The 21,773-nt window shown below is 57.5% G+C and carries 16 protein-coding genes and 2 pseudogenes; 7 read left to right on the top strand and 11 right to left on the bottom strand.

Annotated features, from left to right (window positions below):
* Positions 1–297: 297 nt before the first annotated feature.
* Positions 298–780, top strand: a complete 483-nt coding sequence (locus AC1XDK_RS11655; RefSeq protein ID WP_483350072.1) for a hypothetical protein — start codon at positions 298–300, stop codon at positions 778–780.
* Between the two features lie 74 nt (positions 781–854).
* On the opposite strand, the pseudogene AC1XDK_RS11650 reads toward AC1XDK_RS11655, so the two are convergent.
* The 6 genes and pseudogenes from AC1XDK_RS11650 to AC1XDK_RS11625 form a co-directional block, all read right to left on the bottom strand.
* Positions 855–1,314: pseudogene (locus AC1XDK_RS11650) on the bottom strand (RNA-guided endonuclease TnpB family protein); the annotation flags it as partial.
* A gap of 94 nt (positions 1,315–1,408) precedes the next feature.
* The gene (locus AC1XDK_RS11645) at positions 1,409–1,714 is read right to left on the bottom strand and encodes a serpin family protein (protein WP_483350249.1); all 306 of its coding nucleotides are present in this window, start codon (positions 1,712–1,714) and stop codon (positions 1,409–1,411) included.
* Positions 1,715–1,999: 285 nt separating this feature from the next.
* A complete protein-coding gene (locus tag AC1XDK_RS11640; protein ID WP_483350071.1) occupies positions 2,000–2,467 on the bottom strand; it encodes a MaoC family dehydratase in 468 nt (155 codons plus the stop codon).
* 63 nt (positions 2,468–2,530) lie between these two features.
* A complete protein-coding gene (locus tag AC1XDK_RS11635; protein WP_483350070.1) occupies positions 2,531–3,985 on the bottom strand; it encodes an MDR family MFS transporter in 1,455 nt (484 codons plus the stop codon).
* An 88-nt stretch (positions 3,986–4,073) separates the two neighbouring features.
* Positions 4,074–4,514 carry a universal stress protein gene (locus AC1XDK_RS11630; protein WP_483350069.1) on the bottom strand — a complete coding sequence of 147 codons (441 nt, stop codon included), beginning with the start codon at positions 4,512–4,514 and terminating at the stop codon, positions 4,074–4,076.
* Positions 4,515–4,640: 126 nt separating this feature from the next.
* A complete protein-coding gene (locus AC1XDK_RS11625; protein WP_483350068.1) occupies positions 4,641–6,035 on the bottom strand; it encodes a sodium:calcium antiporter in 1,395 nt (464 codons plus the stop codon).
* Between the two features lie 281 nt (positions 6,036–6,316).
* Between AC1XDK_RS11625 and AC1XDK_RS11620 the strand changes: the two genes are divergently transcribed.
* The 4 genes and pseudogenes from AC1XDK_RS11620 (at position 6,317) to AC1XDK_RS11605 (ending at position 13,953) form a co-directional block, all read left to right on the top strand.
* Positions 6,317–6,502 (top strand): HVO_2922 family protein, encoded by a 186-nt coding sequence (locus AC1XDK_RS11620; protein WP_483350067.1) that lies wholly within the window; start codon positions 6,317–6,319, stop codon positions 6,500–6,502.
* Positions 6,503–6,888: 386 nt separating this feature from the next.
* Positions 6,889–8,154 carry a Cdc6/Cdc18 family protein gene (locus AC1XDK_RS11615; RefSeq protein ID WP_483350066.1) on the top strand — a complete coding sequence of 422 codons (1,266 nt, stop codon included), beginning with the start codon at positions 6,889–6,891 and terminating at the stop codon, positions 8,152–8,154.
* Between the two features lie 1,234 nt (positions 8,155–9,388).
* Positions 9,389–9,790 (top strand): annotated as a pseudogene (locus tag AC1XDK_RS11610) (zinc ribbon domain-containing protein); the annotation flags it as partial.
* A gap of 539 nt (positions 9,791–10,329) precedes the next feature.
* Positions 10,330–13,953: an Eco57I restriction-modification methylase domain-containing protein gene (locus tag AC1XDK_RS11605; RefSeq protein ID WP_483350065.1), complete on the top strand. Its 3,624-nt coding sequence runs from the start codon at positions 10,330–10,332 to the stop codon at positions 13,951–13,953.
* Positions 13,954–13,983: 30 nt separating this feature from the next.
* Here AC1XDK_RS11605 and AC1XDK_RS11600 read toward each other — a convergent pair whose 3' ends face one another.
* Positions 13,984–14,967, bottom strand: a complete 984-nt coding sequence (locus AC1XDK_RS11600; protein ID WP_483350064.1) for a BtrH N-terminal domain-containing protein — start codon at positions 14,965–14,967, stop codon at positions 13,984–13,986.
* A gap of 346 nt (positions 14,968–15,313) precedes the next feature.
* Between AC1XDK_RS11600 and AC1XDK_RS11595 the strand changes: the two genes are divergently transcribed.
* Entirely contained in the window at positions 15,314–16,138 is an 825-nt protein-coding gene (locus AC1XDK_RS11595; RefSeq protein WP_483350063.1) for a M99 family carboxypeptidase catalytic domain-containing protein, read from the top strand.
* A 98-nt stretch (positions 16,139–16,236) separates the two neighbouring features.
* Here the strand turns inward: AC1XDK_RS11595 and AC1XDK_RS11590 are convergent, their stop codons facing one another.
* Positions 16,237–17,511 (bottom strand): molybdopterin-dependent oxidoreductase, encoded by a 1,275-nt coding sequence (locus tag AC1XDK_RS11590; protein WP_483350062.1) that lies wholly within the window; start codon positions 17,509–17,511, stop codon positions 16,237–16,239.
* A gap of 407 nt (positions 17,512–17,918) precedes the next feature.
* Between AC1XDK_RS11590 and AC1XDK_RS11585 the strand changes: the two genes are divergently transcribed.
* Complete coding sequence (locus AC1XDK_RS11585; RefSeq protein ID WP_483350061.1) at positions 17,919–18,641, top strand: M99 family carboxypeptidase catalytic domain-containing protein; 723 nt, start codon at positions 17,919–17,921, stop codon at positions 18,639–18,641.
* Between the two features lie 232 nt (positions 18,642–18,873).
* Here the strand turns inward: AC1XDK_RS11585 and AC1XDK_RS11580 are convergent, their stop codons facing one another.
* From AC1XDK_RS11580 to AC1XDK_RS11570, 3 genes are all read right to left on the bottom strand, one after another.
* Positions 18,874–19,635: an SDR family NAD(P)-dependent oxidoreductase gene (locus tag AC1XDK_RS11580; RefSeq protein WP_483350060.1), complete on the bottom strand. Its 762-nt coding sequence runs from the start codon at positions 19,633–19,635 to the stop codon at positions 18,874–18,876.
* A 73-nt stretch (positions 19,636–19,708) separates the two neighbouring features.
* Positions 19,709–20,146 carry a VOC family protein gene (locus AC1XDK_RS11575; protein WP_483350059.1) on the bottom strand — a complete coding sequence of 146 codons (438 nt, stop codon included), beginning with the start codon at positions 20,144–20,146 and terminating at the stop codon, positions 19,709–19,711.
* A 50-nt stretch (positions 20,147–20,196) separates the two neighbouring features.
* The gene (locus tag AC1XDK_RS11570; RefSeq protein ID WP_483350058.1) at positions 20,197–21,747 is read right to left on the bottom strand and encodes a long-chain-fatty-acid--CoA ligase; all 1,551 of its coding nucleotides are present in this window, start codon (positions 21,745–21,747) and stop codon (positions 20,197–20,199) included.
* Positions 21,748–21,773: the final 26 nt, after the last annotated feature.

The following is a 21,773-nucleotide window of genomic DNA, read 5'->3' as shown; positions in this document are numbered from 1 at the left end:
GATATCGCGGTATGTGGTTTATTCTTCAGTCAGCACAGTCATCTACCACAAAGTATTTGATTGATTCCGTAAAGAATCGGTCGTGATGATAGTTTCACAGCGTATCGAACAATAAAGGCGTTTGACCGTCAAAATACGAGTGGACAGCCGCTCTCCGTGCTATCGTCACTGCCTCTGACTTCCAATACCGATGTGTCTTCGGACGCATCGATTCTCTCTGATTCCGACGAGTCCATGTCAATGAGTGGATGGTATTTGTACACAACCATCATGGTTTTGCACGACGTAGGGGTGGACATGTCACGGAGAATCGTCGTGGAAACCGCAAGAACAGAACGCGGGGACCACCAGTGGCTGGAGACGTTCAACGATTCGCCGAGTCGCGGGGACGAGTACGACGCCATCACGTCGCTATCGTGGAACGGATCGGAGCGAAATCAGGAGGGAACGTTGCGTCGCGGAAAACTACCGAAACTCGATTTGCCGTCGTATCTCAACTACTGGTACTACCACCTCAAGTGGGAGCTGGAGAAGGAAGGATTGGTCTCCAGACTGTACGTACCGAACATCTACGAGGCTGACGTGGAGTACATCGAGAAGTACTTCCCCTACATCACTGTCGAGCGGATACTCGAACGACGGGAATGGCGACAAACCGACGAGCAACGGCTCGAAGACGGACGTATTCGATACACGTGGACGAAATCACAGAAGCACGAACCGGTCCGCGAGTCGGCAAAGCGACTCGTGACGAAGGTTCGGCGGAGGCGGGTCACGTGAAGGGACGTCAGTGAGAACCGAGATATGCTCACTCAGGGTGGCCAGCGACCGCATTAACGACGCGGTCGAGAAAGAGGATTCTGAGAGAATATATCGTTCGTAGGGTGTTGGATCACCCGACGGAAATTCAAAGTCGCATTCGACACGTCCGTTGACGGTCGAGAGGGAAACACGGTCGCGGTAGAACGTCGCGCTCCGCTTGTCGTAGACTATACTCCAGGACGTGAACTCTGGTCGGCTCACTCGTTTGCCTTGTTTCCATCTTTTAACGACGCCCTTTGTTGCTTGCACGGCACGTCGAATAGCTTCTTGAACGAGATTCGCGGTGAGGTCTGTTTCTGCCCGGAGTTCCGTGTAGAGTGCGTTTCGTGCGGTGTTGTTGGCAGTAACGCAGTTCTTATAGGTGGTATCGTCCCAACAGAATTCGCTCACACGGTTTGCACAGTAGAGGAACTGGCGGGCGGATTCGTGGAGGTCGTCGCGCCGCTCGTCAGGAATGGTGAGTTTAACCGCTGCAGTTCGACGCACCTCTATGTTTCAGATCGCAACCCGACGGTATTTAAGTATTCGAGAGTCGGGTAGCCACTGTGCTGCGGTTGTGTAATCCTGTGACGGTTTCCTCTCCGGCCTACTCGCTCACTCCGTTCTCCTTGAGGCCGGAGGCTCCACCTCGAATCATGCTGAAGGACGCTGTCGATGGAAAGGTTCTCGGTCGTCCCCTCGATATCGGCCATTCCGCCGAAGTCGACACTCGGAGAGAACGCGGCGTGGAGCGACTCACCGTCAACGGGAATCGGAGGGCGTTCGCCATCCCATCGCGCGTCTCGCCGCGCGCACCGGCGTACGTCATCGCCAGCGCCACGGAGACGCTGAACGAGGAGAGGAACTGATTTCCCGTCGGATTTTCCCCGGCGAGTGAGGAGAGGAGCGACAGGCCGAACTCGGCGTTTCCATGAGAGCGTTTCGATGGCCGTCTCGTCCGTCGAAACCGGATCCGATTTCTCGGTTCCGGTCAGCGTTCCGGGCTCGTTCTCCGACCCATCGGATGATAGAGTGCTAGAGGACGAAAGTTAGCCCGAAAGAAGCGTTCCGGCGGCGAGCGCGCTGGAGAGGGCGAGAACACGACGGCGGGTGGATGTCATATCCTTAGTTACCAGTCGGTGAACAAATATGTACCAATACTCAAAAAATCGTTTGAGGTATCGCGTGACGGATCGGATTACGACTCGTCCGCTTTTTCGCCGTCTCGACGCGCGAAGAACACCTTCGGTTCCATCGTGAGTTTCGTCTCACCGTCCTTATTCTGCATTTCGAGGTAGAACGAGACGAGGCCGCGGGTCGGGTCGCTTTCGAGCGGTCGTTTGTCGGTGACTTCGAGCGTGAGCGAAAGGGTTTCGTCCGGCTTGACGGGGGCGGGCCACGTCACGGAGTCGACGCCAGGCGAGCCTAAACTACCGCTGTCCTCGAAGAAGTTGTCCACGAGGATTCGCATCGAGATGGCGGTGCTGTGCCACCCGCTGGCGACGAGTTCGCCGAACATCGACTCGGCGGCGGCGTCCAAATCGACGTGGAACTCCTGTGGGTCGTACTGCTCCGCGAAGGAGAGGATTTCCTCTTCGGAGACGGTGTAACTTCCGAACGATTCCCGGTCGCCGACGACCAAGTCTTCGAAATCCCGGTTGCTCATGAGGGGATGGTTGGCGGAGGTGGGACAAATAGCCGAGGGCTTGGGAAACTGACGTTCGGAGACTCAGTCGCCCGCCGTCGGCGAGACGGATGTCTCGCCGTCACCGCGGGGAATGTAGTAGGCGAATCCGACCGCGAGTATGGATACGGCCACGGAGAGTGCGAAGACGGTCGTCAGCCCGTCCGTCAGAATCGTCGCCAATCCGGCGGGCGGCGAGGCGGAACCGAGGAGACGCTGTTGGAGTTGCCCGAGGTTCGAGATTCCGGAAATCGTCGTCAACCGGTTTCGGATGACGAGGTTCAGGGCGAAGCCGAGAAGTGCGACGCCCATCGTCCCGCCGAGGTTGCGGAAGAACTGCTGTGAGGAGGTGACGACGCCCATCTGTGCCGTCCCGAAGTGGTTTTGAATCGCCGTCAACAGCGGCGGCGTCACCATCCCCATACCGACCCCCATCACGAATACGTTGACGACGATGAGCGGGAGTGACGTTCCGGCCGTCCAGAGGACGGTTGCCGCACCGAAACTCAGGACGAGGAGAAGGGTGCCGATGGTGGCGAGTCGCTGTTCGCCGACGCGGTTCACCAGTCTCCCCGAGAGAAAACTCGTGCCGGACCAGCCGATGGAGATGGGAAAGACAGCCAACGCAGCGCTTCCGGCACCGCCGCGGACGCTTTGGAGGTAGAGTGGGATGTACGTTATCGCCGCGAACAGGACAAAGCTCGTGAGAAATCCGGTCACGTTCGTCGTGATGAACACCGTGTCGTCGAACATCGACAGGGGAACGATGGGCTGGGTCGCGCGCCGTTCGACGGCATAGAACAGGAAGAGACCCACGAGACCGGCACCGACGAGCGGAAGCGCTAACGAACTCGTCGTTTCGAGCAACTGGAGGCCGACGAGGAGCGTCCCGACGGCCAGCGAGAGGACGCCCGCACCGAGAAAGTCGATGTCCCGGTCGGCGCTCCCGGTCGATTCGTCGAGAGAGACGGCCACGAGGAGGACGGCCAAGAGACCGACCGGAACACTGAGGTAGAACACGCCGCGCCAGCCGACCGTTTCGACGATGACGAAACCGAGGAGGGGACCGACGACGCTTGAAATCCCCCAGACGGTGCTGCCGAGACCGATGGCCCGGCCGCGCTCTTCAGGTGGGTACACCACTCCGAGGATGGTGTACGGGATGGCGAACATGGCACCCGCGCCGATACCCTGAAGCGACCGGAACGCGACCAGTTGGAGCATGCTTCCCGCCGCACCGCACAGTGCACTCCCGGCGACGAAGATGGCAGCGCCGACGAAAAACAGCCGTTTTCGGCCGTAGATGTCGGCGAGTCGGCCGTACAGCGGCATCGAAACCGCCGCGAACAGCATGTAGGCCGCGAAGGCCCACGCGTACAGTTGGAGTCCTCCGAGCGATTGCACGACGGTCGGCATCGCCGTACTCACGATGGTGCCGTCGATGGCCGCGAGGAAAATCCCGAGCAGAACGCCCAGCGTCGCAAGCCGTCGATTTGTCATAGCGGTCCTTCGACAGCAACGGGGAAATAGCCGACCCACAGGTGAGAAGCCAGGAGCGAACGTCAGCGTTCTCTGGATTCGAGACTCCTCAACCGTGGTGTTCCGTCAGGTTGACCGCCAGCACCGGAACCGTCGTCAATCGGATTACTCGCTCGGTGACGCTGCCGAGTACGAGGTGACTGACGCCCGTGTTCGCGTGCGTTCCCATCACGATGGCGTCGATGTCGTTCTCCTCGGCGTAGTTCACTATCTCATCGGCGGGGTTGCCGCTCACGATCGCCGTTCTCGTTTCGAGGCCGGCACGTTCCGCCGATCCTTCTATCGAGGAAACGGCCGTTTCCCCGGACGTCTTCAGATCGTCGTGAACCATGGACTGTGTCGAATCGGAGAGCGACTCGGCGAGTCCGGAATCCACGACGTGAAGGACGTGGACGGTCGCACCCGTGAGTTCGGCGAGCGAAATCGCTTCCTCGACGAACTGCTGTTCACCGCCGCTGCCATCCGTTGGAACGAGGATCGAGTCGTACATCGAGTGGCCCAACGGTGGCAACCGAGATAGTGGTACTGCTTGCTTCATGGGTATCGAACGAACAAAAATGGGAGTCAGCGGTTTTCCGCGGTCTCGCCGAGCGGTCGATTCGTAGAGTATCGGCCGTTAATACGTGTGTTCCGACTCGTCTCTGTTTTTACCGAACGCGCCGCGAACTGAGGATGCGGTCCGTCGAACGAGGAATCGGACGTTTTCGCGGCGGCGAACGAACAGCCACACGCCGAGGAGGACGTAGATGGCGGTGTAGGCGTACAGCAACGTTAAGGTCAGAGAGGAAGCGGCCGACTCCGAAACGAATTGAAGTACGACGAACTCCAAGACGACTTGTGAGACGAACAGGACGAGGAGTGTGATCGCTTCGCGAACGTCGATTTCGAAGTTCACGAGGACGCCGAGCGCGAAGAAGCTCTGTGCGGCGGTGATCCAGATTTCCGCTGCTTGCTTCTGGTCGAACGAGAGCGTTCCAATGCTTCCCGAAGCGATGCTGTAGACGACGGCGAGGGTGCCGATGAGGAGCGTCCACTGGTTGAGTTTCGAGGAGATGAGTGCATTGAAGCCCGCCGTCGAGCGGGCCTTGTTCACCAGATAGATGACGACAATCAGTTCGGGCGACTCGGAGGCCAACGGGGCGATCCACTGAATCATGAAGAACTCGGGGATACCGAACGACGTCCCGAGCGTTTCCAAACTGTGGGCGAACGGGTGGACGGCCTCGAAGATCATGTACCCGGAGTAGGCGAAGAGACCGAGGACGACGGCGACTCGCGACCCCTTCGAGAACGACTGGAGATAGCCGGGGACGCCGCCGTGGGCAGTCTCCTCTTCGACATCGGCACGGATGATGACGCCGACGTAGAGGACGTACAGGCCGACGAGGAAGAGCGTGTCCGCGATACCGATGCCGTTTCCGAGCGGGATGAAGAACGCATACACCGTCGCGACGAGCAGGAACATGATTTCGAGGGCGATGTTCCGGTCGATTTTGACGGCGTCAGCGAGAAGGCCGGAGCGCTGCGCGACGGAGGAATCCTTCGACCGTTTCGCCCGGTATATCGTGTAGAGGGCGATTCCGGACCAGCCGAGACCGATGAGAATCCGATTCGCGCCGGTCATGTTCGCGACGGCGAGGTTGGCGTCGTGACAGGCCCGTGCGAGCGTCCCCGGGTCCCCGCTGGCAATCGTTTTTGCCGACAGTTGCTGGCAGACCTGTGCCGTCGCCCCGTTCGCGCCCGCGTTCCACGCGTAGTAAGCGTCGACGGCGTACTCCGGTGCGACGGCCAGAACTGCCAAAATCGCGATTGCGAAGCCACGAGGAACGTCTTTCTCGGCGGTTTCGGCACCCCACGCGAGCATGAACGAAGCGCCGACAATGGCGAGACCGGTCATCCCGACGATAAGGAAGGTCGACGAGTCGGACAGCGAATCGAAACTTCCCACGACGAGCCACGGAAGCGTGAGGGCGAAGACTGCGCTGATTGCGAGCAGTGGTCGTTTCTTCATGTTATCTGTAATTCGGCCCTATGTCAAAAAACACAAGATAAACCCGATAGTGGTGTTTTCACGGGGTAGAAGCTCTGGTTGGCAGGATTATGGGCAGAACGGGCCAAACTCCCGATTATTGAGATAGGGCGCCTCTCGAGGGTGATATCGGCAGTCAAATCAATAGCGAGCGGTATTGTCAGGACATATTATAGTTGACAGGCACATATTTGACATAGTCGGCGGTCACGAAGGACAGATGAGGCGACCCTTTTTATTACCGGTCGAACGTAAGGCGAGACATGCCGAGTGAACCCCAATTCGAACTGTACGAGGACAACGCCGGAGAATGGCGCTGGCGACTCGTCGTCGCAAACCGTAACATCATCGCGGACAGCGGCGAGGGCTATTCGTCGAAGCAAGGCGCAAAACGGGGTATCGATAGTGTCAAGAAGAATGCGTCTGTTGCACGGGTCGTCGAAAAGTAACGAAGAAGGACCACGAGGCAGAAACAACGGATGTGGTACAGATAGTGCGTGTGAGATGTCGCACTCCAAATCGTCACATCGAACCGTCGTTACACTCTGGACGAGGGGTGTCCCACCATTCAGTTTCACAACACCTCGTGTCCGGTAACCACCGCCATCGGGTAACGAGGAGGTGCGAAAGAGTTCCGGCGAGAAGGATGTTTGACTGATTACTCTCCTTCCCTCCCTCGTTTCCTTTCGGCTTACACTCTTTATCGGGTGGTGATGATAGAGAGGTTATACGAGCAACTTACGGCTATTTACTATGGAATTCAGCGGATATACACTCGACACGTTGTGTGTGGGAAAGGCTTAATTATATATACCGCGCGAACGCTGGCTGTCGTATGGCCGATGAGCCTCCTCGTCTCTCCGATTTCGATACCACGGACGACCCGGCGAGCGACCCCCTGTTTAGCATGGACGACGACACCGCGACACAAGTGTTCGAACGAAAGGAGTTGCTGAAGGTCGGTCACGTGCCACAGAGTACGCGCATCGTGGGGCGGGATTCCGAAATCGAATCCGTCGCGGCCGAACTCCGGCCCATCGTCAGGTCCGACCCGCCGAACAACGTCATGATTTACGGTAAAACCGGGACCGGAAAGTCGCTCGTCACACGGCACGTCACAGAACGTGCGCGACAGGCCGCGAGAGCACAGGAGGTCGCCGTCGGAACCGTCTACGTGGACTGTGCACAACACAACACCCATACGCGCGTCGCGCGGTCCATCACGCGAACGCTGAACAGAGACGAAACCGGGATTTCCATCCCCCGGACAGGCATCGGAAGCGGAGAGTACTACGATTATCTGTGGGAGGTTCTTGACCGCTGTTACGACGCCGTGATCATCATCCTCGACGAGGTGGACCGCCTCGAATCGGACGACGTACTGATGCAGCTATCACGTGCGCGTGAATCGGGGAAGGCCGACTGCCATCTGGGTATCGTCGCCATCAGCAACAAAATCGAATACCGAGACCGATTGAACGAGCGGGTGAAAAGCAGCCTTCGCGAGGAAGAGTTCGTGTTCCAGCCATACGATGCGAATCAACTACGGGACATCATGGAGCATCGGCGCGATGCATTCAAGGAAGGTGTCCTGACCGGCGACGTCATTCCACTGACCGCGGCGTTCGCCGCACAGGAACACGGTGACGCTCGCAAGGCAATCGAAATCCTCCGTCACGCAGGAGAACTCGCGGAACGACAAGGTGACGAACTCGTCTCCGAGGAACACATCCGCGATGCACAGGAATGGGCGGAGGTGGACCGCTTCGAGGAGTTGCTTCGCGGGTCGACGACGCAAGTAAAGTTCATCCTCTACGCGCTTGCACTCTTGACGAAGGAAAATCGGGGGTCGGAGTTTTCGACGAGCGAAATCTATACCCGCTATCAACAGATCTGCAAGCAGTTGGACGCGACGGTCTTGAGCGAACATCGGGTGTACGAACTGCTCAAAGAACAGGCGTTTCTCGGCGTCGTGGAATCGACCCGAACCGGAGGAGGTCGTGGGCAGGGAAGCTATCTCGAACATCGGCTCGTTCAGGATACAGATATCGTCCTCAAATCCGTACTCCGCGACAGTCGGTTCGACGGAATCGACGAGTGAACGCACCCCGCGTCGAAAGTAGACACCCCACATCGAACAGTGACTCACCCGCCCGAATAAGAGCTCATTCTCGTACGAGAAGATGGACGCCGAGAATTGTGAGTGTAGAGTAAAACCGTGTTGAATGAGAGAACCATCGAAATCCAAGGATGTCGAGAAGATTACAGAGAGACGTCGGGAGCCATTGTCTGACACTCGGCAGACACCCCCCGTCCAGAGTGTAATGGAACGAAAGGGGCCCTCGGAAAGAAGAATCAAGAGAATAACTGGGAAGCTATCGAACGAAAATCCCCACTCGAAAACGGGAGAAGGACCGTTTCATCTGGAGATCGGTTTCAGGTAGTAAGGAGGAGAGGGGAGCGAGACACACACCCCTCGTCCAGAGTGTAACGGGAGAAAGGGTTTGGGGGGAATTGGCAGAAGTGGTTGGAGACTGGTCGAGTAGTAATGAACGGAGACGGAGAGACGAAGAGTGGAGTGAACGCAGATGAAAGCAAAAACGGTGCTGAACGGTTCATAGAAGTAGATGACGGACAATTGCACTGAAATCGAATCCAGAGTAATAGCACGATTCATCGGATCATATGAGAAATGGTCGGAGGAGGGACGCCATGGTGACAAGGTAGCAACACGACTGTCCAGTCTAGTCAGCTTTGTTTTTATCGTATCTTCTATCCTATACTCAAACCAGAATATATAATACAATAGAGCGAGTATAGTCCATTAAGCTAAATTTAGTAAAGATGAGACGAATGTCTATTCGTCTTCGACTCCGTTCCAGTCGAATCGACGCTCCGAGATGGTGTCCAAGCCGAGTCGTTACGCGACCGACTTCCAAGTAAGCGTGGAAACGACCCGCTTCAAGTCTTCGGGTCAGTAATCTATCCCATGCTGTTTTCACGTGTCTTCCCGTTTGTTCACTTGTATGAGAGACGCCCCTACTCTCCTTCTACTTCCTCACTCCTACTCCCCCTTTTACTCCTCCACACGCAACATTACCCCTCCCCCCACCTCATTCCCACCCCCTCCCCCCTTCCAGCCGTTACACTCTGGACGAGGGGTGTGTGTGCACACAAGTATGTCTCTTATCGAATATCTTCCTCCACAGCTATATCCACAGTGACGGTTGAATCGAGCAAAAGGTTGTACGGTCCTCATCTTTGCGGGAGCGAGGAAATCCCGTCGCTTGCGGCGGGGAGAAATCGCGTTCGGTTAGCTGGGCGTTTGCACGTTTTTCGCCCGTCTCACTGGGCGTATCGAGAATAAAGCCTGTGACGCGAGGATTCCCGTCCGATTCGTGAATCCAGCGTACACGTCCTAAACGTGCCACGCGTGTGGCCACCTCGGATATCGTGGCAGACAAACAACGTTCCGGTGTACGAACGACGAGTGTTGGGTGATGGAGTATCAAGCGGACATCAACGCGGCAGCCAACATTGCTGGTCGCCTCAACCCGTGGGGTGAGAGCGTTCCTTGGAAACCGGAGCGCGATGACACGCCACAGGACGGGAGCACTTGTGACAGTGCCTTGGGACACCGGGAGACGAGTCGGAAACCCCGACAGACAACTCTCTCGGAGTATGGTTCCGAAACTTCCGACGATGAGGTTTTCCTTGTAGGAAGCCCCGCCCTTTAGGGCAGATGAGGATATCACGTGTCAACGCTGTTTACACCAGGAGAACGAATGGACCCTGCTCCTCGAATACGACGATACGTATTCCACTACCAACGATACCGAGACCGATACCTGCCTATCCGACGACGAACCAATCGAGACTGACCTACCTGGCATCGATTCGTCCACTATCGATTCGACCGATATGGATTCGACCGACGACAGACCGGCCTAACGAGAATCCGGTCAAACCTTATTGCTGAACGGAACGTTAGTACTGTTCCGTATGCGAACTCGGATCGACGGCCGGTTTAACCGTGAAAACGCCTCCCACCGTCTACTCCATGTGTGACGACCGATGTCGGGAAATACGTCGGCGTCTCGATGACGGAGTATCGCTGGCTTCGTTCGGACGAGATGCGTGTCCAACGGAAGACTCGGCAGCCCGGTTTTTTCGAGATCTCTTCGTCCAGCCGCTCGATTTCGACGGAGTACCGTCATCGCATAACGAAACACCGTGGCAGGATCTCCCCGTCCACAAATGGCCGGGCGTTAACGGGATGACGATTCCTTGTGTTACCGCTGCCCGCGTCATCGCACGGAGAGGACCGTTTCGAATCGTTTATGTGGAACTTTCGACCCTCACGAGAACCGCCGAACGAAGTGCAGTCGAAAGCCTCGCCCGTTCCGACTCTTCGGGCGATTGGGGCAGTAGCGGAACCTTCCTTGCAATCTTTCACGCACCCGGAGAAGCGGTCTGGCATCTCGTGACACCGTACGACGATTCGACGGAGGGAAACGTTGCTGACCGGCTGGTTCTTCGCCGGTACGTTCTCGGAGCAGGCCAAACGCATCGAGCCGTCGCTAGCGAACTGGCGGAACTGAACGCCACAGACGACGACTTTGCCGACCGACTCCATGAGGCCTTTCGTCTCAAACCACTTGTACGGCACTTCTACGGGGAGTACGTAGACGTTTTCGAGACGCTCCGAAACGAGTTCGAAACGAAGGGGCTGTCTGAAGCGGCTGCCGACAGACGGGCACATCTCACGCTGAATCGACTGTTGGTCTGTTACTGCTTGCAGCAAACGGGATGGATCGACGGACGGACAGACTTCATTCGATGGTTTCTCGGACAGTACGAACACTCCAACGAGGTTAACGACGAGGACCGTCTCCACGAGACATGGCTTACGGCACTGTTTGATGAATTGTACCGGCCGCACGAACCATCGGACGATTCGGGGTCTCTCGCGGGGCTTCCGGACCCGGTTGCTGAAGCCCTTGCCGACCTGCCAACGTTCGGTGGCGGCCTGTTCAACCCTGCCATCGTCGAGACGGACGACGTCTTTCTCTCGGATGCGACCGTGAAATCGACCGTTCGGGAGTTCTTCGAGCGCTATCCCTTCACGGTGTGCGAGAACCGACCGACCGATATCGACATCGCTATCGGTCCGTCGATGCTCGGGACGATATACGAATCATGTATCGCGGGACGTGAACGGGGTGGGGCGGGAATTTTCTACACGCCGCGAACCGAGGTCGACCTGCTCTGTCGAATGGCGCTATTCGAACAACTGTGTAATCAACTCGGTGCACATGAACCGGCGACGAGACAACGAATCGTAGAACTCGTTTTCAGCGACCTCGTGGCGTGGAATCGAGCAACCAACGAATCGACGGCGGAGGTCGTCCGTGTCTTACGCTCGCTCGACATCGTGGACCCCGCCTGTGGCGGGGGTGCGTTCCTCGTCGGCATGACCGATGTGCTGACCGAACTCTATCGAAAGCTTGGCTACTCCCCGAAATACGACCTCAAAAAAAGAATTCTCGCGGAGAACATCTCCGGCGTCGATGTCAAATCGTGGGCGGTTCACGTCGCTGAGTTGCGCCTATTGCTCTGGTTGCTCCGACCGGAAAGCCCCAGACCAATTTCGAATCCACGATTTTCCAACTCTCGCCTTCCCGACCTCTCGTTCGACCTGCTGGTCGGCGACGCGCTCGTACAAAGCGACGGTTTGGGCGAACCTCTTCCCTTCGATGCGCTCCGCGATTGCAGGCGTGAAGCGACGAACACTGATTCCACTGACGACGGTGCGAACGAAACGAAGCGTACGAGCGACGTGATCGAAATCGTCGAACGGAAACGGCGCGATTTTGCGGCTCAAAAAGCCCGTTTTTTTGATGGAGATACCGAAGACCCTACCGTAGTCGAGAAACGGAAAACGGATCTCGTTCTCGCAGCACTTGACCGAATAATTGACTCGAAAACCAACTCGAAAACCAACTCGAAAACCAACTCGAAAACCAACTCGAAAACCAACTCGAAAACCAACTCGAAAACCGACCGACAATCGACGTGTTCAACCGCGAAGAACGCCACGTTCGAAGAACTCGAACGGATTCGAGAACGGGCCGAGTCGGAGGACGTGACCTGGTTCGTCTGGGAACTCGACTTTCCTGACGTGATGCTGACCGGTGGGTTCGATATCGTCATCGGAAACCCACCGTACGTCCGCCACGAAGATATTTTCCCGCCCGACGTTTCCCCGTCCCGATTCGAAGCGATGACGGATGACGCGATACGGGAAGTAAAATCGGTGTACAAACGACGCCTCGAAGCCTTCGTCGAACGTCGTTTCGACAGGAAGCCGTACAGGACGAGCGACCTGTACCTGTACTTCTACTTCCGTTCACTGGACGTGCTTCGTAACGGTGGGACGCTGTCGTTCGTCTCCTCGAACTCGTGGTTGGACGTGGATTACGGCGGTCGGTTGCGGAAATTCCTTCTCGATGAAGGTGACGTGCGTTACCTCCTCGAAAGTCGCGCCTGCAGAACGTTCACGGAGGCGGACATCAACACCGTTCTCTCCGTCGTGAACCGACAGTCATCCGATGACTCATCGAACGCCGTCGAGTTCGTGGCGGCAGATGAGGGGTACGACCGGTTCGTCTCGACCGGCCTCGAAGCCGTCCTCCTCGGTTCGGGACCGGAAACATCGTTCCCCTTCGCGAACGAACGACTGTCGCTCAGAAGCGGCGACGGATGGCGATCGATTGTGGTTCCCGAGACGGCGTTGTATGCTCCCGGTGGCACACACGCGAACGGCGATACCGGTCCCGACAAGTGGGGAAAATACCTCCGAGCGCCGACCGTTTTCTTCGACATCGTTGCCAACGCGAACGGCGAGTTGGTTCCGCTCGGCGATTGCTGTACGGTTCGGCGAGGGACCAGAACCGGCGCGAACCAGTTCTTCTACCTCCCAAGCGCCTACTACGACGCACGACCCGACGGTGATTCCCTCGTCTTGACCACTACCGGTGAGTGGCCCGATGAGGAGTACGAGACGGAACTAACGGTTCCGCGTCCGTATTGGACGCACGAGACGGCGGACGGGTGGCGACCGAACTACCTCCTGAAAACATCGAAATCGTTCGATTCTCCCGTGTTCGACGTCGAACGTCTCGAACCCGGTCGGGGACTTCGATACGTCCTCCGAATCGCCGACTCGAAAGCGGACCTCGATGGCGACATCGCGGCGTACGTCCGCTGGGGCGAGGAGTACGACCCGAGTCGGGACGACGCCGGGCGCACGAACACGCCGTTTCCCTCTTCGGTATCGAATCGCGGCGTCGGGTGGTACGACATCACCGGGGACCTCCGGCGCGGGGACGTCCTCCCGATGAAGAACATCGGCAGCCGTCACGCGTACTGGCTTCCGAACCGGGAGGCGTGGATAGACGACCGCCTTCACGGTATCGAGGTCCCCGGCGGCGACCGAAACCGTCGGTTCGTCGCGGGACTGCTCAACTCGACGTACGGCGCGCTCACAGTGGAGGTAAACGGTCGCGTGAGCCTCGGACAAGGAGCGCTGGACGTCACGACCGACGACCACAAACGGACGCTGGTTCCTCGACTCGAAACCGTCGATGAGCGATTGAAAGACGATATCGCCGCAAAGTTCGAGATACTCGGGTCCCGTCCAGTTACCTCGATTTTCGACGAGCTGGGATGTACCGACCCGGAATCGGTGTCACTTGAACGCGTCGCTCCCGACAGACTCGAACTCGACCGACTGGTCGTTCGGGACCTCCTCGGATTCGACGAGGAGACCCATCGAGAACTGTATCGTGGCGTCCTCGAACTCACCAGACAGCGGGTTGAAAAGGCGAACAGCGTCTGACGTCCCACCCCTCAACGGACTGCAGACTCCTCACAGGTCCGGTCGAAGTTCGGTGAAGAGGCGTTCTTCGCGGTCAGCGAGTGCTGTCGCTTGCTCGCTCGCCTCCTCGAACAGTTGCCCCTGTTCCGCTCCATCCGTCTCGCTCGCCCGTTTGAGTGTGCCCCCAAGTTCGGTCCACTCGTCGGCGACGGCGTGGAACCGCTCAGAAACCTCGTTTTCGAGGCCCAAGTCCGTCCCGACGTGGTCGAGGAAGCTGGCGTACAACCGGCGGAAGGCACCGCCGCCGGTGCCCCGCCGTTCAATGTTCTGATAGGCGAACCGGGCACACCAACTCGCATCGTCCAATTCGGTCCACATCGAAAGGTCCTCGGCGAACTGTCGAATTCCGTCGACACCCTGTGATTGCCACCCACCCTCCTCCGGCGAGAGCATAAACTCCGCCGTCCGACGAACCGCCTTCCGTGCCGCCGTCGTGTGGTCGTTCTCGATGGTCGGGTCGGTGACGACGAGCCATCGGTTGTCGAGCGGGCCGAACCCGTAGTCCGAATCCCACGCCTTTCGGAGGTGGGAACGGGGCAGTCGCTGTATCGTGTTGAACTCGCTGTCTGAGAGGAGTACGTCATCGCCATCGACCCCGACACAGAGAAGGATGTGGGGGCCGAAATGCGTGTCAGTTTCGAAGTAATCCAGATAGAAGAGGTCCACGAACAGCATCACCGGAACGTCGTCCGCGAGTGCGTTCTTGACGGAACTCCACGCCGTCTCCCACGATTCCTCGCTCGATTGTCGGTACTCGATGCCGAGCGTCTCGAAGAATTCCGTCTCCAACTGTCCGTTGCGACCCATAATGAGACGACTCGCCGGTCCGCGCTCGTAGTATCCGAACCCGAGTCCCGCACCGAGTCCGAAACAGAGTGACTCCTCGAAGCCCCAGTCGTAGTAGTCCGATAGGTTTCGAAGCGACGCCGAGCCACAGTGCGCCCCGGGAGCGTGGGCATACTGGGAAAGTTGCATACCAAAGCGATGTACGCGGTGTGTAAAGTAGTGACCGCCTTCGTCCTTCGAATAGTCGAACTCTAAAGAAAATACAGCGAGAGTTTCACGGGTCACCTGACCCGTGGTCGTTTACACCTTCAGACCAGTCACCGAGGTCTCGATGCTGGATGACTGGGCTCGTTTCTTCCCATCATATTCCCCATGTGTAGATATCGCTGATGACCTCCACACTGAATTCTTCCTCTCGTCATGGAGTCTACAATATTTATCAATTCAACAAGTATATCCTATCTTGTTAAAAATTAGTAATTAATGTCTTCTAACTGTAAACAATTAAGTACCGTTGTCTACAATCGACAATTCGATGCAAAATAACAAGGGCATAGACGGTGCAGTATCTGATAGAACTCGGCGTTCGCTTCTACGTTTCACGGGTGCCGCAGTTACTACTTCCGCTTTTCTCGCAACGCAAGGGACGAGCAACGCTGCGATTCGGACCAAATTTACCATCCGCGAGGATACGCCGGACGAAACTGATGTCTACGTAACCGATACGCAGAAATCGGGACCGACAGCGGTCGTGGTGGGAGGCATACAAGGCAACGAACCTGCCGGTTACGTAGCAGCCAATGATATCAAAACGTGGTCGATAGATCAGGGAACGCTCATTACGATTCCGCAGGCGAATCCGGTTGCGAATCGACGCGGAACCTACCATAATGACAACGGAAACCTCAATCGGAAATTCCCACCGGGAGAAACGCCGACGACGCCCCTTGCACGGGCGATTTGGGGTGTTATCGAATCATACGATCCGGATGTCGTGATCAATCTCCACAGTTCGCAGGGTATCTATCAAGAAAACGTTGGTCCGGATGGCGTTGGACAGGCTATCTATCCGACGACCGCTTCGGGTGCTGCTCAAGACGCAGCAAACACGAAGGGGTATATGAACCTATACCATCTCGATGAGTCGTTTCCCGACTACTATCGGTTTAAGCGCGGCAACCTGATCGGTGGAACACGTCCATTACTCATTCACAAGGTTGACGCCGATCTCGGTGAACCGGGCTTTATCGTCGAGTCGACCCGATACGGAACGGATCTGCAAACGCGTACACGTTGGGAACTCAACATCGTTCGACACCTACTGGGACGACAAGGAATTCACCGAACGTACGAAAATTAAAATCGAGATGATGTTGGATTGCATGTCCATCCAAACGTCCGTGTCGTTCGAGACCGTCACGTCCCACGCTATCGTTCCGTCTTCGTCCTTCGAATCGGTCACTCGTCTCCCCGAGACGTAACTCGCACTTCGACGCCGTTCGGTCGGTAAGCATTCGCCGCGTAGCCGCCCTCATTCCACGGATAGGCGTCTTCCGGAATATCTGTCCAGTCGTCGAGGAACTCGATATTGGATGGTTGTACCCGTTCCTTCTCGTCTGTTGCACGCGAGAGCAGCGTGACCGTGTCTTCGGCTTCCAGATTTGGCTTCCACGTGTAGGTGAATAGACGCCACGCTCCGCTGTAGTTCGGCCCGTACAGGTCTGCGTCGTGCCACGACTCGCCGTTATCTGTCGATATATCGACGCGAGTGACTCTATCGTCGCCCGCCCACGCTACGCCTCGAATCTCGACCCGTCCGTTCGCGCCGGGCGTCACCGGACGTTCGCCGTCCGGTTTCCCGATGAGCGACATGACGTTTTCATCGAAGGTGTACGGGTACTCCACGTCGCCGACGAGTTGATCCCACGTGTCTACCGTCGAGACCGTCTCCTCGATGTCCGGTTCGGCGTCAGCAGGATAGATGCGGTACGCTCCGTGTTGCCAGTAAGTGTAGGTTCGGCCGTCCTCCTCGTCAGCGAACGTCGCGTCGGTGACCATCGTGTCCGTCACTCGAAGCTCCTCGACCCATTTGACGCTGTTCGTCCCGTACCAGCCGGGGACGACGAGTCGGATGGGGTAGCCATGTTCGACCGGAAGGGGCTGTCCGTTCATCTCGTCGGCGAGGATGCAATCGTCGAGCGCCTTCGCCAGCGGAATCGATTTCACGTACACGTTGTTATCCGCGGGGACGTCCCCGCCGACGGCGGTGAGCCAGCGATCTGAATCGTCGCTCACGTCCACTCCACAGTCTTCGAGTACTGACCGGACCGGTGTTCCGCTCCACATCGCGTTCGCAACGGCCTCCCATCCCCATTGAACGCTTCCGGTTTCCGGGTCGTGTTGCCCACGATTGTTGCCAGCACATTCCATCGTATGTGCAACGGCGACTGTCGGATACGTCTCCCGGAGCACCTCCATCGAGAGTGCTTTGTCGTCGTTGACACCTGTCACCCGAAGTTGCCATGTCTCTGCGTCAGCTTCCGGTATGTCGTTTCGGTGGCAGACGAAGTGTTCTTCTATCGGTGTCAACCAATCCGCAAACGTCCGCCGATTCGCCGCACCGACGACCGTGTACCGGTCCTCTTCGTCACGTGCCTCCTGTGTCCTCGGTTTTCGTTCGAGAATCTCCTCGATTTCTCCGCGGCGTGATTCACCCCGTCCTCCATCGCTCATGTATGGTATTCTCAACCACTTGTGGCAAAATCGTTCCGGCGTGATATACGGACGGCTTTTTTCACGACCTTTGTTCACCATCGTTCCAGTAAACGGCTGCTGGAATTCTCGTGTGCTATTGGCTGTGCACTTGACTCTTTTCTTCACTGATCAGACTCATTCATGTCTGTATCTTTTATTATCATCTTGGTGCTTGAGATAACCCGCCGAACCAATTGGTTGACAATGCCTGTTCGATATTACGTCGCTCATTGGTAACGGATGTTTGTACATAACTAATTACTTTTATCTACTGTTTTGCTACGATGTCAGATAATGAGTCAAGAGACGAACTTAGATTCGATCGAACACGGCGTTCGTTCCTTCGTCATGCCGGAGTAGCGGCTACCGCTTCAGCATTTCTCGCTATGCAAGGAACGAGTCAAGCTGCGATTCGGACCAAATTTACCATCCGCAATGACACGCCGGACGAAACCGATGTCTACGTAACCGATACGCAGAAATCGGGATCGACGGCAGTCGTGGTTGGTGGAATACAGGGGAACGAACCTGCTGGTTACGAAGCAGCAGAAGATATCAAAACGTGGTCGATAGATCAAGGTACACTCATTACGATTCCGAAGGCAAATCAGGTCGCAATTCGTCGCGACACCTACCATAATGACAACGGAAACCTCAATCGAAAATTCCCACCAGGAGAGACGCCGACGACACCACTTGCACGGGCGATTTGGGGCGTTCTTACGTCATACGACCCGGATGTCGTGATCAACCTCCACAGCTCGAAAGGTATTTATCGGGAAGATGTCGGCCCGGATGGTGTTGGACAGGCTATTTATCCTACGACCGCTTCAGGCGCTGGTCTGGATGCGGTGAACACAAAACAGTATATGAACCTGTACCACCTCGACGATTCACTTCCCGACTACTATCGGTTCAAACGCGGGAACCTGATCGATGGGGACCGTCCGTTACTCATCCATAAGGTCGATGCCGATCTCAACCAGCCAGGATTCATCGTAGAGACGACCCGATATGGGACAAGCCTTCAAACGCGTACGCGTTGGGAACTCAATATTGTCCGACATCTGTTAGGACGACATGGGATCCACCGAACATACGAAAATTGATATTAGGATGATTGAAATCCGAAGTAGATGATCCCTGAACGGGTTCTTGCCACTATTCTACACCCGAGGCATGTCCCCGCTCCGGTAATAATGAATCAAGTGCATACCCGTGTCTTCAGGCGCGGGTCAAGTGGACAATCGCCACCTGAACCGACGACGACACACAGTCTGGGGTTTGTTCAGCGTCAAGTCCGGCGTTCAACAGCCATCGAAACTCGTGGTTCCGACCCGCTCACTGAACCGAAAATCCGCCGTCAACCACGAGGCCGTGGCCAGTCACGAACGACGCCTCGTCGCTCGCGAGGAACACTACTGCGTCAGCGACCTCCTTTGGTCGTGCGAGTCGGCCGAGCGGATACCGCTTCAACAGCTGCTCTTTCGCCTTTTCGGGATTCGAGCGCGTCTCGAAGAACTGGCGACCGAGTTCGGTGTCTGTGAACGCCGGGAGGACGGCGTTCGCGCGGACGCCCGAACGACCCGCCTCTGCGGCAACCGCGCGAGTGAAGTTGAGGACGGCCCCCTTCGTCAGCGAATACACCGACTGCATCGGAAGCCCATAGAATGACGCGAGCGACCCGATATTGACGATGTTTCCTGACCCCCGTTCTTTTAGATGCGGGAGCGCGGCCTGACAGCCGTTCCAGACGCCGCGAACGTTCACATCGAAGACCCCCTCGAAGACAGATTGCTCCACCTCCTCGGTGTAGGCTGGCGGATGGCCGACGCCCGCGTTGTTGACGAGTACGTCGAGTTCGTGTTCCGTGACGACGGCATCGACGAGGGACGAGAACGAGTCGGCGTCCGTCACGTTGAGTTCGAAGAACTCCGCGTTACCGCCGTCGTCAGCAATGTCAGCGACCGTTTCGGGTCCCGTCTTCTCGTTCACGTCGGTACAGATCACGAACGCGCCTTCGGCCGCACAGCGCTTTGCGGTCGCTTCGCCGATTCCCTGTCCCGCCCCCGTAATGAACACTGTTTTGTCTTCAAGCCGCATACATAATCATTGGCAGCTAACCACTTGATTATTCGTATGATTGGTAAGAAAACGGACGTTGAAACGGCCTAATTTAGAATTCGAGGAGTTCGACCGCGTTCCCGTCCGGGTCTCGGAGGAAGCAAATCCGCGTTCCGCTGCCGGTCGTTTGCGGTTCGCTGATGGTTTCCACGTCGTCCGGTAGGTCCGCGTAGATTCCTTCGACGTCGTCGGTCTCCAACCCGAGGTGTATCGCGCCGGTTTCGTACACGTCCTGGTCGTGCGTGTCACTCATTTCGGTCTTTTCCCCTTCCTCACTCTCGTATTCGATGAGTTCGACGCGTGCCGTCTCGCCGCCGAGCTGAGCGAAGTGACCCGTTATCGCTCCGCTCCCGATGGCCGTCGAGAGCGCGTCGTCAGAGAGCGTGTACTGGTCAAGCAGTTCCAATCCGAGAACGTCCCGATAGAACTCGATTGCACGGTCGAGGTCGGCGACGGAGATTCCGTGGTGGTGTACCGTCTGTTGTGCCATGGTGTTCCCTTCTCGTCTTCCTTCAAAGGTCTTTGTCTCCCCCCGCCCCGTCAGCCCTCACTTTCGAGGTGGAACTTCTGCACTTTCCCCGTCGTCGTCCGTGGCAACTCCTTCACGAACTCCACTTGGCGGGGATGTTTGTATGCCGCGAGTCGTTCGAGACAGTACTCCCTGATTTCCTCCGGCGTTACATCCGCGTCCGGTGTCGGGACGACGAAGGCTTTGACCGTCTCGTTGCGGCGCTCGTCCGGAATCCCCACGACGGCGGCGTCAGCGACGGCCGGATGCTCGAAGAGAAGTTCCTCGACTTCGCGCGGATAGACGTTATAGCCCGCCGTGTTTATCATGTGTTTCTTGCGGTCCACGACGTAGAAAAAGCCATCCTCGTCGGCGTAGCCAATGTCGCCCGTGTGGAACCACCGCTCCCCGTCCGCCTCGGTGAACGCCGCCGCGTTCGCCTCGGGGCGCTCGTAGTACCCTTTCATCACGTTCGGTCCCGCGACGACGAGTTCACCGGTTATCTCGTCGAGGTCCACGCTGCCCTCCTCCACGGGGCCGCGTGTTACCGGCGGGCGTTCGACGAACTCGTCGTCCACGATTCGGGCGGAGACGCCGTCGAGCGGCGTGCCGATACTGCCGGGTCGCCGGTTTCCGACGTGGTTCGCGTGCGTGACCGGACTCGTCTCGGTCAGGCCGTAGCCCTCGCACAGGTCGACGTCGAACCGGTCCTCGAACGAGCGGCGAACCTCCTCGGGGAGGCCGCTCCCGCCGGAGTTCGCGAACCGCACCGACGACAAGTCGAACTCGGCGTCGTCGGGCAGATTCGCGAGGTCGTTGTACATCGCGGGGACGGCGTGTATCAGCGTGAGGTCCGCGGACTCGACCAGCGACGCGGCCGCCGTCGCGTCCCACGTCGGGAGCGGGTAGTAGCTTCCGCCCTCGAACAGGGTGGCGTTCATCGTCACCGTCATCCCGTAGATGTGGAACAGCGGGAGGACCCCGAGGTGTCGGTCGTCCGGCCGAATCCCGTCCGGGATGGGGTTCGTGGCGGCGTCCGCATCCCACGCGAGGTTGTGATGCGTGAGGAGAACGCCCTTCGGCGTTCCGGTCGTTCCCGAGGTGTACGGTTGAACGGCGACGTCGTCGTCCGCTCTGTCGGCAATCGGACGCTTCTCGTCGGCGAGAAACGCCTCGAAACGGCTGTCTCCCTCCCCGTCACCGACGGTGACAACGACGTCCACGTCGGTCTCTTCCCGAACCGCATCGACGTGTTGGACGAGGTCGGGAAGCGTGACGACCGCTTTCGCGCCGCTGTCCCCGAGGAGGTGGCTCAGTTCCCGTCGTTTGTACTGTGGGTTCATCGGAACGACGACGCCACCAGCACGGAGCGTGCCATGAAACGCCGTGACGAACTGCGGGAGGTTCGGGAGGTAGATAGCGACTCGGTCGTCGACGCCAATGCCGTGCTCCGAAAGGCCGGCCGCAAACTGCCCCGCTCGCGTCCAGAACGTTTCGTAGGAGGTCTCCTGTCCGTCGTAGACGAGTGCCGGTGCGTCGCCACGTTCCGCCGCTGCATCCGCCACGTAGTGAACGAGATTCATTGGTCGTTTACGACATACGACGAGAA

This window comes from Haladaptatus sp. HS23, from assembly GCF_056892285.1.
Note: the sequence above shows the minus strand (reverse complement) of the source record. Positions and strands in the feature narration are given on the sequence as shown.